The sequence below is a fragment of the Streptomyces maremycinicus genome (assembly GCF_001184025.1).
Classification (GTDB): domain Bacteria; phylum Actinomycetota; class Actinomycetes; order Streptomycetales; family Streptomycetaceae; genus Streptomyces; species Streptomyces maremycinicus.
The window spans coordinates 84,458-100,423 of the sequence record NZ_BBYG01000019.1 but is presented as its reverse complement, the minus strand read 5'-3'; the positions used below and the strand labels follow the sequence as shown (position 1 = coordinate 100,423).

Annotated in this window: 11 protein-coding genes; 5 read left to right on the top strand and 6 right to left on the bottom strand. The window is 70.6% G+C overall.

Translation table 11 applies throughout. The features are described 5' to 3' along the window. Positions 1–22: 22 nt before the first annotated feature. The 3 genes from AOQ37_RS29380 to AOQ37_RS29370 are packed head-to-tail and all read right to left on the bottom strand — an operon-like array spanning position 23 to position 3,191. Positions 23–853 carry a carbohydrate ABC transporter permease gene (locus AOQ37_RS29380; RefSeq protein WP_062648631.1) on the bottom strand — a complete coding sequence of 277 codons (831 nt, stop codon included), beginning with the start codon at positions 851–853 and terminating at the stop codon, positions 23–25. Further along, positions 850–1,872, bottom strand: a complete 1,023-nt coding sequence (locus AOQ37_RS29375; protein ID WP_234437039.1) for a carbohydrate ABC transporter permease — start codon at positions 1,870–1,872, stop codon at positions 850–852. The genes AOQ37_RS29380 and AOQ37_RS29375 overlap by 4 nt, the downstream gene beginning before the upstream one ends. Further along, positions 1,872–3,191 (bottom strand): ABC transporter substrate-binding protein, encoded by a 1,320-nt coding sequence (locus tag AOQ37_RS29370; RefSeq protein WP_062648629.1) that lies wholly within the window; start codon positions 3,189–3,191, stop codon positions 1,872–1,874. Before AOQ37_RS29370 ends, AOQ37_RS29375 begins: the two co-directional genes overlap by 1 nt. A 181-nt stretch (positions 3,192–3,372) precedes the next feature. On the opposite strand from AOQ37_RS29370, the gene AOQ37_RS29365 reads away from it, so the two are divergent. The 4 genes from AOQ37_RS29365 (at position 3,373) to AOQ37_RS29350 (ending at position 10,356) form a co-directional block, all read left to right on the top strand. Continuing rightward, complete coding sequence (locus AOQ37_RS29365) at positions 3,373–5,781, top strand: glycoside hydrolase family 2 protein (protein WP_062648627.1); 2,409 nt, start codon at positions 3,373–3,375, stop codon at positions 5,779–5,781. Continuing rightward, positions 5,778–6,815 carry a LacI family DNA-binding transcriptional regulator gene (locus tag AOQ37_RS29360; RefSeq protein WP_062648625.1) on the top strand — a complete coding sequence of 346 codons (1,038 nt, stop codon included), beginning with the start codon at positions 5,778–5,780 and terminating at the stop codon, positions 6,813–6,815. The genes AOQ37_RS29365 and AOQ37_RS29360 overlap by 4 nt, the downstream gene beginning before the upstream one ends. 191 nt (positions 6,816–7,006) lie before the next feature. Further along, entirely contained in the window at positions 7,007–8,233 is a 1,227-nt protein-coding gene (locus AOQ37_RS29355) for a thiolase family protein (RefSeq protein WP_062648623.1), read from the top strand. Beyond that, on the top strand, positions 8,230–10,356 hold the full coding sequence (locus AOQ37_RS29350; RefSeq protein ID WP_062648621.1) for a 3-hydroxyacyl-CoA dehydrogenase NAD-binding domain-containing protein: 2,127 nt from the start codon (positions 8,230–8,232) through the stop codon (positions 10,354–10,356). Before AOQ37_RS29355 ends, AOQ37_RS29350 begins: the two co-directional genes overlap by 4 nt. 222 nt (positions 10,357–10,578) lie before the next feature. Here the strand turns inward: AOQ37_RS29350 and AOQ37_RS29345 are convergent, their stop codons facing one another. Continuing rightward, positions 10,579–11,601 carry a PLL family lectin gene (locus AOQ37_RS29345; RefSeq protein ID WP_062648619.1) on the bottom strand — a complete coding sequence of 341 codons (1,023 nt, stop codon included), beginning with the start codon at positions 11,599–11,601 and terminating at the stop codon, positions 10,579–10,581. Positions 11,602–11,680: 79 nt separating this feature from the next. Between AOQ37_RS29345 and AOQ37_RS29340 the strand changes: the two genes are divergently transcribed. Further along, positions 11,681–12,052, top strand: coding sequence for a PIN domain-containing protein (locus AOQ37_RS29340; protein ID WP_062648617.1), 372 nt, complete (start codon positions 11,681–11,683; stop codon positions 12,050–12,052). 179 nt (positions 12,053–12,231) lie between these two features. Here the strand turns inward: AOQ37_RS29340 and AOQ37_RS29335 are convergent, their stop codons facing one another. After that, positions 12,232–13,773, bottom strand: a complete 1,542-nt coding sequence (locus AOQ37_RS29335; protein ID WP_062648615.1) for an amino acid permease — start codon at positions 13,771–13,773, stop codon at positions 12,232–12,234. A gap of 156 nt (positions 13,774–13,929) precedes the next feature. After that, the gene (dxs, locus tag AOQ37_RS29330) at positions 13,930–15,855 is read right to left on the bottom strand and encodes a 1-deoxy-D-xylulose-5-phosphate synthase (protein ID WP_062648613.1); all 1,926 of its coding nucleotides are present in this window, start codon (positions 15,853–15,855) and stop codon (positions 13,930–13,932) included. Positions 15,856–15,966 lie beyond the last annotated feature (111 nt).

Below are 15,966 nucleotides of genomic sequence, written 5' to 3'. Positions count from 1 at the left end.
CCGCGGCGTGAGTCGCGGGCGGCTACCGCGTCGCTCCCCTCATGAAGCCGTTGTAGATGTACTTCTGGAGGGCGAGGAAGACGATCAGTGTCGGCAGGATGACCAGCACCGCTCCTGCCGAGATCGTTTCCCAGTGCGCCGCGTACGGGCCCTTGAAGCGGAACAGGGACGTCGAGATCACGCCAAGATCTTGCGAGGGCATGTAGAGGAACGGGATGTAGAAGTCGTTGTAGACGGCGATCCCCTTCACGATCACGACCGTCGCGATCGCCGGTTTCAGCAACGGGAAAATGATCTTCCGGTAGATCGTGAAGGCGTTGGCTCCGTCGAGTCGCGCGGCCTCGTCCAGGGAGATGGGGATCGAGCGCACGAACTGGAGGAAGATGTAGATCGAGACGATGTCCGTACCCATGTAGAGGGCGATCGGGGCCCAGCGGGTGTCGAACATGCCGAGGCTGTGGACGATCTGGAAGGTGGCCACCTGGGTGGTCACTCCGGGGACCAGCGCGGCGACCAGGAACAGGGCGATCACCAGCTTCCGGAAACGGAAGGTGAACCGGTCGATCGCGTACGCCGTCATCGACCCGATGAGCACGGTCCCGCCGACCGAGATGACGAGGATGAAGGCGGTGTTGCCGAACGCCGTGAGCATGCCGCCGTCCTGGAACGCCGTCACGTAGTTGTGGAAGTTGAGCGGGTCGTCCGGCGGTGTGAGCGCTCCACTGCCGTTCGCGGTCTCCTTCTCGGTCTTCAGCGAGGTCAGCAGGACGACGCCCAGCGGGAGCAGGACGACCAGCGTCGCGGCGATCAGCGACAGGTACACGAGGGCGCGGGTCAGGGCACGGCGTGTCATACGAGGTCCACCCTGTCGTCGGGGACGAGACGTCGCTGCACCCAGGTCACCAGCAGGATGATCAGCAGCAGCACGACCGCCGCCGCCGAGGCGAGCCCCGTCTTGTTGAACTGGAAGGCCAGCTTCACGGTCTGGATCACGAAGGTCTCGGTGCCGGTCGCCCCGCCGGTCATGATGTACGGGATCTCGAAGGCCGAGAGGGAACCCGAGACGGACAGGATCACCGTCAGGGTCAGCACCGGCTTGATGCCGGGCAGGATGATGTAGCGGAACTGGTGCCGGCGGTCGGCCCCGTCCAGTTCGGCCGCCTCGTACAGCTCCCCCGGGATGGACTGGATCGCGCCGAGGAACAGGACGAAGTTCATCCCGAGGTAGCGCCAGACCGAGACGCCGGCGAGCGAGACGTTCGCCGAGGCCGGCGTGCCCAGCCAGGCGTGGTCGGTGGGCCGTCCGAAGAGGCCGAGCACCGTGTCGAGGGTGCCGCCGTCCTGGAAGAAGTAGAGGAAGACGAAACCGATCGCCACACCGTTCACCAGGGACGGGAAGAAGAGCACGCCCTTGAAGAAGTTCCGGAAGCGGACGCGGAAACTGAGGATCGTCGCGAAGTACAGCGCGGCGACGATCTGGATCACCGAGGCGACGAGGTAGTAGCCGCTCACCCAGAAGACCTGGAAGAGGTCCTCCCTGGTGAAGATCTCCCTGTAGTTCTCGGCGCCCGTGTAGTGCAGTTCGGGGCTCACGCCGTCCCAGTCGGTGAAGCTGTAGGCGATCATGTTGGCGATCGGCGCGTAGGTGAACGTGATCAGCAGGGCGAGCGGGGCGAGCAGGAACAGCCACGGGGTGAGCAGCCGCCGGGCGCGCGCCCGTCGCGGGGCGGGAGAGGGCGCGGGCGTGGCCTGTTGCGAAACCGGTCGCAGGGCCTCGGAGTTCGGCTGCCCGGCGCGGAGCGCCTGCGCGTGCGGGTGGCTGTGGGTGTGGGTGTGGGCGGGCGGGTCGGCGTGCGCGTGCGCGTGCGCCATCAGTCGCTCACGTTCGCTTGCGTCTCGGTCCACTTCCGGCCGAGTCCGGTGAGGAAGTCGTCCAGGCTGCCCTTCCTGGCGCCGCGTGCCAGGTCGACCAGGTCCTGGCGGTACTCGGGCTTGTAGATGCCGACCTCGGACTCGTCGTCGATCAGTTTGACCTTCGCGCCTGCCGCGTCGTCCAGTTCGATGAGCTTGACGCCCTTCTCCTCGTACGGCTTCAGCACCTCGGGCATGGCCGCGTCCTTGAGCGGGGAGATCGCCAGGTTGTCCTTGTCGTAGCCGGACTTGTCGGTGAACCAGTCGATCCAGGCGCGGGCCGCCTCCTTGTGCGGGGAGTGGACGTTCACGGCCTGGTGGTAGTCGGGGCCGACGGTCGCGCAGAAAGAGCCGTCCGTCTGCGCGGGAAAGGGCATGAAACCGATGTCGTCCGGATTCACCCCGGCCTTCCTGGCGGCGTCCTGGAACTGGATGATCGCCCAGGTGCCGAGCCACTGGGTGGCGATCTCGCCCTTGGCCGTCCGGGGCTTGGACTCTTCCCAGTTGCTGGTCGTCGGGTCCTTCTCGGCGAGGCCCTGCTCGACGATGTCGTACAGCAGCGTGTCCCCGACCCGCAGGTCGGAGTCCTCGGCCCAGGGGTCGCCCTCGGCGAGCTTCGTGGTCGCCTGCGGGTCGCAGTGGACCGCGCCGTCGACGTACGTCCAGGAGGTCAGAGGCCACTGCGCGGCGAAGTTGGTGTAGTACGGGACCGCGTCGGTCCTCGCCTTGATCGCCTTCAGGCCGGCCAGGAACTCCGCCGGGGTGGTGGGCCATTCGGTGACCCCGGCCTCCTGCCAGACCCGCTTGTTGTAGACGAAGCCGGGCATCACGCCGACCGGGCTCTGCCCGTACACCTTGCCGTCGACGGTGGTGAAGTCGGTGAACCGGTACTTCTGGGCTCGTTCGGCCGCCGTGCCGAGGGAGGCGAAGAACTTCGGGTAGTCGTTCTTCTTGATCACGGCGGGGATCAGCAGGACGTCACCGTAGTCGTCCGTGTTCATCCGGATCTTGATCTCGGCCTCGTAATTGGTGAGCGCCTGGAACTCCACACGGACCTTCGGATAGGTCTTGTTGAACTCGGCGGCGTACCTCTTCATCGTGCCGTCCTGCACCAGGTCGGTGCGCACGGTGAGGACGGTGATGGTTCCGCTGACCTCGGCGGGGTCGTCGGGGACCTTGGCGTCCGCGCCCTTCGCGCTGCCACCTGTGCCGGTGCAGCCGGGCAGCAGCAGGGCGGCTCCGGCGATCGTGGCGAGGACCGTGACGGTACGGCGGTTCATGTGCATCACTTCCGTTCTCGGGATGTTCTCGGGACGGATGAGCACGTGCGGGTTGGTGGAACACGAGCGGGTTGGCTGATTCGGCACTCTGACAGCGCTTTCTCAACCGGTAAAGTCAGATTCCCGCCAACGATGAAGAAGTGGCGCTCAGTTGTGGGCTTTACCGGTTTAGGGAGTGCGCATGCTGGAGGCCTCATCGCTCGACGACGGCTGGCACCTGCGGCACGGGGGAAAGCCGTTCCCGGCCGTGGTGCCGGGCTGTGTGCACACCGACCTGCTCGCCGCCGGGGTGATCCCGGACCCGTTCATCGGGCGGGGTGAGGAGGAGGTCGCGTGGGTGGGGCGGCGCGAGTGGACCTACGAGAGGGAGCTGCCGGCCGTGCCGTCCGGGCACGAGCAGACCGACCTGGTCTTCGACGGCCTCGACACGGTCGCGGAGATCACCCTGAACGGTCAGCTCCTCGGCCGGGTGCGGAACATGCACCGCTCGTACCGCTTCGACGTGACGGGGCTGGAGGGACCGCTGGCCGTCCGGTTCGTCTCGGCCTACGCCGAGGCGGAGGCGGTGCGCGGCCGGGCCGGTGAGCGCCCGGGCGCCTACTCCGAGCCGTACCAGTACCTCCGCAAGATGGCGTGCTCGTTCGGCTGGGACTGGGGGCCCACCCTGGTGACGGCGGGGATCTGGCGGCCGGTACGGGTGGAGCGGTGGTCGACGGCGCGCCTGGCCCGGGTGCGCCCGCTGGTGACGGTGGAGGAGGGCGTCGGGGTCGTCGAGCTGCGGGTGGAGGTGGAGCGGACCCGGGTGGAGGCCGGGCTCACGCTGGAGGCCCGGGTGGCGGGCCGGTCGGCGCGCGTCGAGGTGACGGGCACCAGCGGTGTGGTGCGCGTCGAGGTGCCGGAGGCGGAGCTGTGGTGGCCCCGCGGCTATGGCGGGCAGCCGCTGTACGACGTTGAGTTGACGTTGCGTCACGGGAACGCGCCGCTCGATGTCTGGCGACGGCGCGTGGGGTTCCGGAGCGTCGGCCTGGACACCTCCGCGGACGCTCACGGGACCGGTTTCACCCTCGTCGTCAACGGCGAGCGGCTCTTCGCCAGGGGGGTGAACTGGATCCCGGACGACGTGTTTCCGTCCCGGGTGAGCCGGGAGCGTTACCGGAAGCGGTTGCGGCAGGCGGCCGACGCCGGGGTCGACCTGGTCCGGGTGTGGGGCGGCGGCGTCTACGAGAGCGAGGACTTCTACGACGCCTGCGACGAGCTGGGTCTGCTGGTGTGGCAGGACTTCCCGTTCGCGTGCGCGGCCTACCCCGAGGAACAGCCGTTGCGGGGTGAGGTGGAGGCGGAGGCCCGCGAGAACGTCGTCCGGCTGATGCCGCATCCGTCGCTGGTGTTGTGGAACGGCAACAACGAGAACCTGTGGGGCTTCAGGGACTGGGGGTGGGAGGAGCGGCTCGCCGGGGACTCCTGGGGCGAGGGGTACTACCTGGGCGTTCTTCCGCGTGTGGTGGCCGAGTTGGATCCGACCCGGCCGTACACGGCGGGAAGTCCGTGGTCGGGGTCGTGGGAGCACCACCCCAACAACCCGGCGCACGGGACGCACCACGCGTGGGAGGTGTGGAACAAGCTGGACTACACGGCGTACCGGAGGGAAGTGCCGCGGTTCGTGGCCGAGTTCGGCTGGCAGGCGCCGCCCGCCCACGCGACGCTGCGGCGGGCGCTGCCGGGCGAGGAGCTCGCGCCGGACTCCCCCGGCATGCTGCACCACCAGAAGGCCGAGGACGGCAACGGCAAGCTGGCGCGCGGCCTCGCCCGCCACTTCGACGTACCGGCGGGGGACTTCGACCGTTGGCACTACCTCACGCAGGTCAACCAGGCGCGGGCGGTGGCGGCCGGGATCGAGCACTGGCGGTCGCACTGGCCGGTGTGCGCGGGCACGATCGTCTGGCAGCTCAACGACTGCTGGCCGGTGACCTCCTGGGCGGCGATCGACGGTGACGGGCGGGAGAAGCCGCTGTACCACGAGTTGCGGCGGCTGTACGCGGACCGGTTGCTCACCTTCCAAGTGCGGCACGGTGAAATGGTGTTGGCCGCCGTGAACCAGTCGGCCGAGCCGTGGAAGGGGACGGTCTCGTTGCGGCGGATGTCCGTGGCGGGAGAGGTGATCGGCGCGGCCCGGGTGGAACTGGCGGTCGGCGCCCGGGTGGTGGACGTGTTGCGGGTGCCCGCGGAACTGGAGCCGGCCGGGCACGAGGAGTTCCTGGTGGCCGACGCCGGGGTGTCCCCCGGTTCGGGCGGGACCGCGAGCGAGGGCGGGCTGCGGGCCGCGCACTTCCCGGTCCCCGACCGTGACTTCGCGTACCCGCCACCGCGCTTCGAGGTGTCGGTGGCGCCGGGGAGTGTCACGGTCACGGCCCGCACCCTCGTCCGGGATCTGCTGCTCCAGGCCGACCGGCTGGCGCCGGGAGCCCGGGCCGACCGGGGGCTCGTGACCCTGCTGCCCGGGGAGCGGGTGACCATCGGGGTCGAGGGCTGGGAGACTCCCGATGCCGCCGCCGCCCGGGCCGCGCTGTACTGCCAGGAGCCCGCTCGATGACAGCCTCCCCGTCGTCCCGCGTCACCATAAAGGACGTGGCGGCGCGCGCCGGCGTGTCCAAGGGTGCCGTCTCGCTCGCCTTCAACCGCAAGCCGGGGCTGGCGGAGGCGACCCGGGACCGGATCTTCGCGGCGGCGCGGGAGCTGGGCTGGGAACCGAACCTCACGGCACGCTCGCTGTCGAGTTCACGCGTGGACGTGGTGGGGCTCGCGATCTGTCGGCCGGCCCGGATGCTGGGCCTGGAACCGTTCTACATGGAGTTCGTCTCCGGGGTGGAGGGCGTGCTGACCGAGCACTCCTGTTCGCTGCTGCTGAGGCTGGTGCACACCGTGGAGGAGGAGGCGGGGCTCCTGGAGTCGTGGTGGCGGGGGCGGCAGATCGGCGGTTCGATCCTGGTCGACTTCCGGGCCGACGATCCCCGGGTGGCGGCGGCCGAGCGGCTCGGGATGCCCGTGGTCGCCGTGGGGCATCCCTCGCTGACCGGGAGCCTGACCTCCGTGTGGACCGACGACGCGACGGCGGTGACGGAGGCGGTGCGCTATCTCGCGGCGCTCGGGCACCGGCGGATCGCGCGGGTGGGTGGCGCGGCAGCGCTCGGGCACACGGTGATGCGGACCGCGGCCTTCGACGCGGCGGCACGGACTCTGGGGCTGGCCGGGGCCCGGCAGGTCGCCACCGACTACTCCGGTGAGGCGGGGGCGCGGGCGACCCGGTCGATGCTGACCGCCGCTCCGGCGGACCGGCCGACGGCGATCGTCTACGACAACGACATCATGGCGGTGGCGGGGCTGGCCGTGGCGGCGGAGATGGGGCTCGCCGTGCCGGGCGACGTCTCCCTCCTCGCCTGGGACGACTCACAGCTGTGCCGGCTCACCCATCCGACGCTCTCGGCGATGAGCCATGACGTGCACGGATTCGGCGCGGAGGCGGCGCGGACGCTGTTCGGGGTGATCACCGGGTCGGGTCCCGGTTCGCATCCGGTGCCGACGCCCGTCCTGACACCCCGGGGCTCGACGGCGCCGCCGCGGGGCTGAGGGCGGGTGGGGGCAGGGCGGGGCAGGGGGTGCGGCGGAGGGTGATCCCGGACCCGTTCCGGGTGTGACGTTCGCCGCTTGGCCCTCCGGGACTGGGCAGCTACGTTACCCACAAGTAGCATGGGTCCTGAGCGCGCGCTCAGCGCTTGCGTGCCGCAGCAGTGCCATCCCGCACCTGGAGGAGAGCCATCGTGCCTCGTACCGTCAGGGACGTCGTCTTCGTAGACGGCGTCCGTACCCCGTTCGGCAAGGCGGGCCCGAAGGGCATCTACCACGAGACCCGCGCCGACGACCTCGTCGTGAAGGCGATCCGGGAGCTGCTGCGCCGCAACCCCGGTCTCGACCCGAAGAAGATCGACGAGGTCGCCATCGCCGCGACCACGCAGATCGGCGACCAGGGCCTGACCATCGGCCGTACGGCCGGCATCCTGGCCGGTCTGCCGACGTCCGTGCCCGGCTACTCCATCGACCGCATGTGCGCGGGCGCCCTGACGGCCGTCACCGCGGTCGCCGGCTCCGTCGCCTTCGGCGCCTACGACATCGCCATCGCCGGTGGTGTCGAGCACATGGGCCGCCACCCGATGGGTGAGGGCGTGGACCCCAACCCGCGGTTCGTCAGCGAGAAGCTGGTCGACGAGTCCGCCCTGTTCATGGGCATGACCGCCGAGAACCTGCACGACCGCTACCCGCAGATCACCAAGCAGCGCGCCGACGAATACGCCGTGCGCTCGCAGGAGAAGGCCGCCAAGGCCTACGCGAACGGCAAGATCCAGGCCGACCTGGTGCCGGTCTCGGTCCGCCGCACCAACCCGGACGCCGGGGAGACGGGCTGGGGCCTGGTCACCGCCGACGAGCCGATGCGCCCGGGCACGACGCTGGAGAACCTCTCCGGCCTCAAGACGCCGTTCCGTGTCCACGGCCGGGTCACGGCCGGTAACGCGGCCGGTCTGAACGACGGCGCGACCGCTTCCCTCATCGCGTCCGAGGACTTCGCCCGCGAGAACGACCTGCCGGTCAAGATGCGCCTCGTGTCGTACTCCTTCGCGGGTGTCGAGCCCGAGGTCATGGGCTACGGCCCGATCCCGGCCACGGAGAAGGCGCTGGCCCAGGCCGGTCTGTCCATCTCCGACATCGGTCTGTTCGAGATCAACGAGGCCTTCGCCGTCCAGGTCCTGGCCTTCCTCGACCACTACGGCATCGCGGACGACGACGAGCGCGTCAACCAGTACGGCGGCGCGATCGCCTTCGGTCACCCGCTGGCCTCCTCCGGTGTCCGTCTGATGACGCAGCTGGCCCGCCAGTTCGAGGAGCAGCCGAACGTCCGCTACGGCCTGACCACCATGTGCGTCGGCTTCGGCATGGGCGCCACCGTCATCTGGGAGAACCCGCACTTCGAGTCCGCCGGAGGCGACAAGTGAGCACCACCGAACTCCTGAAGGGCGCGGCCGAGCTGTTCCCGGACGAGGTCGTCACCCAGGCGCACGTCCGTCACCTGGACCTGCCGTTCGGCGCCGGGCGCTTCGCCCTGATCACGCTGGACAACGGTTTCGACCACACCAAGCCGACGACGTTCGGCCCGCAGTCCCTCGCGAACCTCGACTCCGCGATCGACCAGGTCGAGAAGGAGGCGGCGGCCGGCGAGATCGTCGGTGTCGGCGTCACCGGCAAGCCGTTCATCTTCGCCGTCGGCGCGGACCTCAAGGGCGTCGAGCTCCTCAAGGAGCACAAGGACGCGCTCGCCATCGGCAAGGGCGGCCACGAGGTCTTCAAGCGTCTGTCGGGCCTCGCGGTCCCGACCTTCGCGTACTACAACGGCGCGGCGATGGGCGGTGGCGTCGAGGTCGGTCTGCACTGCGCGTACCGCACGGTGTCCGCGGCGCTGCCTGCCTTCTCGCTGCCCGAGGTCTTCCTCGGCCTGGTCCCCGGCTGGGGGGGCTGCACGCTGCTGCCGAACCTGATCGGCGCCGACAAGGCCGTCTCGGTGATCATCGAGAACTCGCTCAACCAGAACAAGCAGCTCAAGGGTGTGCAGGTCTACGAGCTGGGCATCGCCGACGCCCTGTTCGAGGGCGCGGACTTCCTGGAGCAGTCGCTGCTGTGGACGGCGTCCGTCCTCAAGGGCGAGATCGTCGTCGACCGCCCGGTGATCGACCGCGGTGAGGCCTGGGACCAGGCCGTCGCGCGCGGCCGGTTCGTCGCGGACAGCAAGGTGCACGGCGCGGCCCCGGCCGCCTACCGTGCCCTCGACATCATCGCCGCCGCCAAGAACGGCGACCTCCAGCAGGGCTACGACGCCGAGGACGTCGCGCTCGCCGACCTGATCATGGGTGGCGAACTGCGCGCCGGTATCTACGCGTTCAACCTGGTGCAGAAGCGCGGCAAGCGCCCGGCCGGTGCCCCGGACAAGTCCCTGGCGCGTCCGGTCACCAAGGTCGGCGTCGTGGGCGCGGGCCTGATGGCCTCGCAGCTCGCGCTGCTGTTCCTGCGCCGCCTCGAGGTGCCGGTCGTGCTGACCGACATCGACCAGGAGCGCGTCGACAAGGGTGTGGGCTACGTCCACGCCGAGATCGAGAAGCTGCTCGGCAAGGGCCGCATCAACCAGGACAAGGCCAACCGCCTCAAGGCCCTGGTCTCCGGCGTCCTGGACAAGGCCGAGGGCTTCGCCGACGCGGACTTCATCATCGAGGCCGTGTTCGAGGAGATCGGCGTCAAGCAGCAGGTGTTCGCGGAGGTCGAGGCGGTCGCCCCGGCGCACGCGATCCTCGCCACGAACACCTCCTCGCTGTCGGTCTCCGAGATGGCGTCGAAGCTGAAGAACCCCGAGCGGGTCGTGGGCTTCCACTTCTTCAACCCGGTCGCGATCCTGCCGCTCCTGGAGATCGTCCGGGGCGAGCAGACCGACGACGCCTCGCTGGCCACCGCCTTCGCCGTCGCCAAGAAGCTGAAGAAGACGGCGGTTCTGGTGAAGGACGCCCCGGCGTTCGTCGTGAACCGCATCCTCACCCGTTTCATGGGCGAGGTGCAGAACGTCATCGACGAGGGCACCCCGGTCGCGGTGGCGGAGAAGGCGGTCGAACCGCTCGGCCTGCCGATGTCCCCGCTGGTGCTCCTCGAGCTGGTCGGCCCCGCGATCGGGCTGCACGTCTCGGAGACGCTCAACCGGGCGTTCCCGGACCGTTTCACGGTCTCGGCGAACCTCGCGGCCGTCGTCAAGGCCGGCAAGCGCGGCTTCTACGTCTACGACAGCGGCAAGCCCGAGCTGGACCCCGAGGTCTCCGCGCTCCTGAAGCAGGGCGACACCGTCCTGACCGAGGAGCAGGTGCGGGCGCGTGTCCTGGACGCGGTGGCGCAGGAGATCGGGCTCATGCTCGACGAGGGCGTCGTCGCCGAGGCGCAGGACATCGACCTCTGCCTGATCACGGGCGCCGGCTGGCCCTTCCACCTGGGCGGCATCACGCCGTACCTGGACCGCGAGGGTGTCTCCGAGCGCGTGAACGGCAAGAAGTTCCTGGCCCCGGGCCTGGCCTCGGTTCCGGCCTGACCCCCGTGACCGCTTGAGCGAACCCGCGTCCTCGGACGTGAAGAGGGCCTCCGCCACCGGCGGAGGCCCTCTTTCCCGTGTTCCCGCCGCTCTGCCCGGCCCCGGCGGGCCGGGCTCTCGGTCCGGCCCGCCCGGCCCACCGCCCGGCCGCGGGAGCGGGCGCACGAGCAGGCGCACCGCCGGCCGCGGGCAGCGCGGGCGCGTGGCCCGAAGGCCTCCGCGTCAGACCGTCCGCCAGGCCATCAGGGCCAGGCCGGGCTCGTCCTTGCGGCGGGTGAGCTGGAGCAGGCCGGTCGCCGGGGACAGCGCCGCCGCGACCACCCGGTCCTCGTGGTCCTTGGCGAGCGCCACCATGGCGTCCACGGGCAGCTGGGGTCCCGACTCGGCCCACCAGGCGCCGGCCGACTCCCGTTCCGTCGGGTACGCGGCGAAGGCGACCCGGCCGCTCGCGGAGCGCTGGGCGAGCAACGTGCAGTCGTGACCGTCGAGTTCGGTGCGGATCGCGGCGACCGGACCGGGTCCGGCGGCCGCGAGCAGGGAGACGGGCTCGGCGCCGGGACGCCAAGCGCACACGTCACCGGAGTCGTCCGTGTAGAAGAGCGTGGTGTGCTCCGCGGAGGTCGCCAGCGCCCGCAGGGTGCGCGGCCGCACCGACGTCTTGAGGGGCTCCTGGAGCACCGGCTGGGTGCCCGGCGCCTCCTGGCGCCAGTGCAGGATCCCCCCGGAGACGGCGGCGTACGCCTGGACGCAGCCGGACTCCCCCGTCACCGCGATCGGCGGGCCCTCGACGCCCTGCCCCTTCAGGTCGCGCCACGGATCCCAGCCGCCCTTCTCCTTCTGGGCGACCATGCACAGTCCCGTGCCGATGTTGCGGGCGAAGACGTGCGCCCGCCCCTGGGCGTCCACCGCGACCGCGGGTGTGCCGGTGCGGTCGCCCTTCTTGTTGGGGTGGCCGACGGGCGTCCAGTCCAGGGCCGCGAGGTGCGGCCGGAAGTGCGCGGAGTGCACCAGCCCCGCCTCGCCCTTCACCGTGGGCCGCCAGGCGGCCAGGTGGGCATAACCGTCCACGCCCTGGCCGACGGCCGGGGCCGGGGCCGGACAGACCTTCTGGTCGCCGCCCACCCTGCGCGGGGCCTCCCAGGGCCCGCCCGGGGCGCGTTCCGCCCGGCACAGGACGGCGTCGTCCGACACCAGATAGACACCGAGCCGCCCGTCGCGGCCGCGTATGAGCCAGTCGCCGTTCACCCGATCACTTTATGACGGACCCTTCGCGGCGCCCGCGCGAGGGTCACACCCGCGGGGCCGTCCGTGCCACCCTGGTCCCATGGACGACAACGCCGCGCTGCTCGTGATCGTCGACGCCGCGAACGTCGTCGGATCGGTGCCCGACGGGTGGTGGCGGGACCGGCGCGGAGCCGCGGAGCGCCTGCGCGACCGGCTGGCCGTGACCGGGCTGCCGGGCCACGAGGGGGCCCAGGAGATCGTCCTCGTCGTGGAGGGCGCGGCCCGCGGGGTGGAGCCGGTGCCCGGCGTACGGGTCGAGGAGGCGGCCGGCAGCGGGGACGACCGTATCGTCGAGCTGGTCGCCGCGGCGGTGGAGCGCCCCCGCCTGGTCGTCACGGCCGACCGCGAGCTGCGCCGCCGGGTGACGGAGCTGGGCGCGGACGTGACGGGCCCGCGTTCGGTACGGGACTGAGGCGTCCCGCGCCCGAGGCGGGACGCCGACCGCGGAGGACGCGTCCGGAGCGGGACGCGCCCCGGGCGGGACCCGGACGGGATCCGGGCAGTGTGGTAACGCGACCGGCCCTGTCCGTCCCTCTCGGGGACGGACAGGGCCGGGGCGGGCCCGGCGGCGGTGCCGGGGCTCCAAGGGCGTCACACGGCGTCGTCGCGGCCCGGACCGGCGGTCCCGGAGGGCCCGGCGGGGCCGTTCAGGGCCGTCTCCTCGTGCCGTCCCAGAAGGCTGTGCGAGCGGCCGTAGAGGAAGTACACGACGAACCCGATGACCATCCAGATGCCGAACCGGAGCCAGGTCTCGGCGGGCAGGTTCAGCATCAGCCACAGCGAGGCGCACACCGACAGGATCGGCAGGAACGGCACCCACGGGGTCCGGAAGGACCGCGGCAGGTCGGGGCGGGACTTGCGCAGGATGATCACACCGATGGCGACGACCACGAAGGCGAAGAGGGTGCCGATGTTCACCAGCTCGGCGAGTTCGCTCAGGCTGGTGAAGCCGGCCAGGATCGCGATGAGGACGCCGAGCAGGATGGTCGGCCGGTGCGGGGTCTTGAACCGCGGGTGGACGCGGGAGAAGAAGCGCGGCAGCAGTCCGTCGCGGCTCATCGCGAAGAAGACCCGGGTCTGGCCGAGGAGCAGGATCATGCAGACGGTCGTCAGGCCCACGGCGGCGCCGAAGCTGATGAAGCCCGCGAACCAGGGGTGCCCGGTGGCCTTGAAGGCGTCGGCGAGCGGGGCGCTGACCGAGAGGTCGGTGTAGTGCTGCATCCCGGTCACGACGATCGACACCGCCACGTACAGGACGGTGCAGATGATGAGGGAACCGATGATGCCGCGGGGCATGTCACGCTGCGGGTTCTTCGTCTCCTCGGCGGCCGTGGCCACGACGTCGAAGCCGATGAACGCGAAGAAGACCACCGAGGCGGCGGTGAAGATGCCCATCACGCCGAAGTTGGACGGCGCCCAGCCGAACATCAGCTGGATGAGCGGGGACTGGAGGCTGTCGCCGGCCGGCACGGGCTGCGCCTTCGGGACGAACGGGTCGTAGTTCTTGCCGTCGATGAGGAAGGCGCCCGCGACGATCACGGTCAGGACGACGGTCACCTTGATGGCGACCACGACCGAGGTGACCCGCGCGGAGAGCTTCGTGCCGACCACGAGGATGGCCGTCAGCACCAGGACGAGGGCGGCGGCGAGGATGTCGAAGCCGAAGCCGTCGGCGCCCTCCCGGCCGCTGAGCGCCGCCGGCAGGTGCCAGCCCGCGTTGTCGAGCAGCGAGGCGATGTACCCCGACCAGCCGACGGCCACCACCGCCGTACCGAGCGCGAACTCCAGGACCAGGTCCCAGCCGATGATCCAGGCGGGAAGTTCTCCCAGGGACGCGTACGAGAAGGTGTACGCCGAGCCGGCCACCGGCACGGTCGAGGCGAACTCGGCGTAGCAGAGCGCGGCGAGCGCGCAGGCCACGCCCGCGGCCACGAAGGCCAGGGCGACGGCCGGACCGGCGTTGTTCTTGGCCACCGTGCCGGTCAGGACGAAGATGCCGGTGCCGATGATGACACCGACGCCGAAGACGGTGAGATCCAACGCGGACAAGGATTTCTTGAGCGCGTGCTCGGGTTCCTCGGTATCGAGGATGGACTGCTCGACCTTCTTCGTCCGGAAGAGGGTGCTGCTCACGGGGACCTCCCACGCTGTGTCGTCCTCGACATGATCGAGAGGGGGCGTAGACCGTATGCCCCGGCGCGGGCGACTTAACGCGAATGGGCCGGTTTAACCACTCTTCGCAGTGGCGCAACCGGCCCATTCGGGCGTGTCGGTTCGTCCGGTACGACGTCAGTCGCGCGCGGACTCCACGGAGTCGACCTCCGCGGCCGTGCTGCCGTACCTGCCGTCGAGCTTGGAGACCAGTCCGGTGACCTGGCGGGCGATGTCCGGGGCGGTGAGCCCGATCTCGGCCATGACCTCGGCGCGGGAGGCGTGGTCGAGGAAGCGGGGCGGGATGCCGAAGTCACGCAGCGGGACGTCGACGCCCGCGTCGCGCAGCGCCTGGGCGATCGCCGAGCCGACGCCGCCGACCCGGGAGTTGTCCTCGACGGTGACGACCACGCGGTGCCGCTCGGCGAGCGGGGCCATGGCCTCGTCGACGGGCTTGACCCAGCGCGGGTCGACGACCGTGGTGGTGATGCCCTGCCGGTCGAGCAGGGTCGCGATCTCCAGGCACATCGGGGCGAGGGCACCCACCGAGACCAGCAGCACGTCCGGGGTGTCGGTGCCGCTCTCGCGCAGCACGTCCATGCCGCCGACACGCCCCACGGCGGGTACGGCGGGGCCCACGGCGCCCTTGGAGAAGCGCACGACGGTCGGCGCGTCCTCGACCTCGACGGCCTCGCGCAGCTGGGCGCGAACCTGGTCGGCGTCGCGCGGGGCGGCGAGCCTGAGGCCCGGGACGACCTGGAGGATCGACATGTCCCACATGCCGTTGTGGGAGGCGCCGTCGGTGCCGGTGACCCCGGCCCGGTCCAGTACGAACGTCACACCGCACTTGTGGAGGGCGACATCCATCAGGACCTGGTCGAAGGCACGATTGAGGAAGGTGGCGTACACCGCGAACACCGGATGCAGCCCGCCGGCCGCCAGGCCCGCGGCGGAGACCGCGGCGTGCTGTTCGGCGATGCCGACGTCGTAGATGCGGTTCGGGAAGGTGTCCGCGAACTTCTTCAGTCCGACCGGCTGGAGCATCGCCGCCGTGATCGCGACGATGTCCTCGCGCTCCTTGCCGAGCTCGACCATCTCGTCGCCGAAGACCGAGGTCCAGTCGGCGCCGGAGGCCTTGATCGGCAGGCCGGTGTCGGGGTGGATGGGGCCGATGCCGTGGAAGCGGTCGGCCTCGTCCTGGAGGGCGGGCTGGTAGCCGCGGCCCTTCTCGGTGAGGCAGTGCACGATGACCGGGCCGCCGAAGCGCTTGGCGCGGGCCAGCGCGGACTCCAGGGCCTCGATGTCGTGACCGTCGATCGGGCCGACGTACTTCAGGCCGAGGTCCTCGAACATGCCCTGGGGGGCGATGAAGTCCTTCAGGCCCTTCTTGGCGCCGTGCAGGGTCTCGTAGAGGGGTCTGCCGACGACGGGGGTGCGCTCCAGCACCTCCCGGGTGCGGGCGAGGAAGCGCTCGTAGCCGTCCGTCGTCCGCAGGGTGGCGAGGTGGTTGGCCAGGCCGCCGATGGTCGGCGCGTACGAGCGCTCGTTGTCGTTGACGACGATGACCAGCGGGCGGTCGCCGTCGGCGATGTTGTTCAGCGCCTCCCAGGCCATGCCGCCGGTGAGCGCGCCGTCCCCGATGACGGCGACCACGTGGTCACCGCGGTCGAGGATCTGGTTGGCCTTCGCGAGGCCGTCGGCCCAGCCGAGCACCGTGGAGGCGTGGCTGTTCTCGATGACGTCGTGCTCGGACTCGGCCTGCGAGGGGTAGCCGGACAGGCCGCCCTTCATCTTCAGCCGGGAGAAGTCCTGCCGACCGGTGAGGAGCTTGTGCACATAGGACTGGTGTCCCGTGTCCCACAGCACCTTGTCCTTCGGGGACTCGAAGACCCGGTGCAGGGCGATCGTGAGCTCGACCACGCCGAGGTTGGGGCCGAGGTGGCCACCGGTCTTGGAGACGGCGTCGACCAGGAAGGTCCGGATCTCCCCTGCCAGCTGGTCCAGCTCCTCCAGGCTGAGCCGGTCCAGATCGCGCGGTCCCCTGATGCGGGTCAGCAGCGGCACCCGTGCCTCCTTGCAGTAAAAGCTGATCGAGCTGTTGCCGGGCTCGTCGAGTCTAATGTTCCGCCCGGGCGGACGGACTCCGGCCCATGCCTCATAGGTCACGCGAACGGC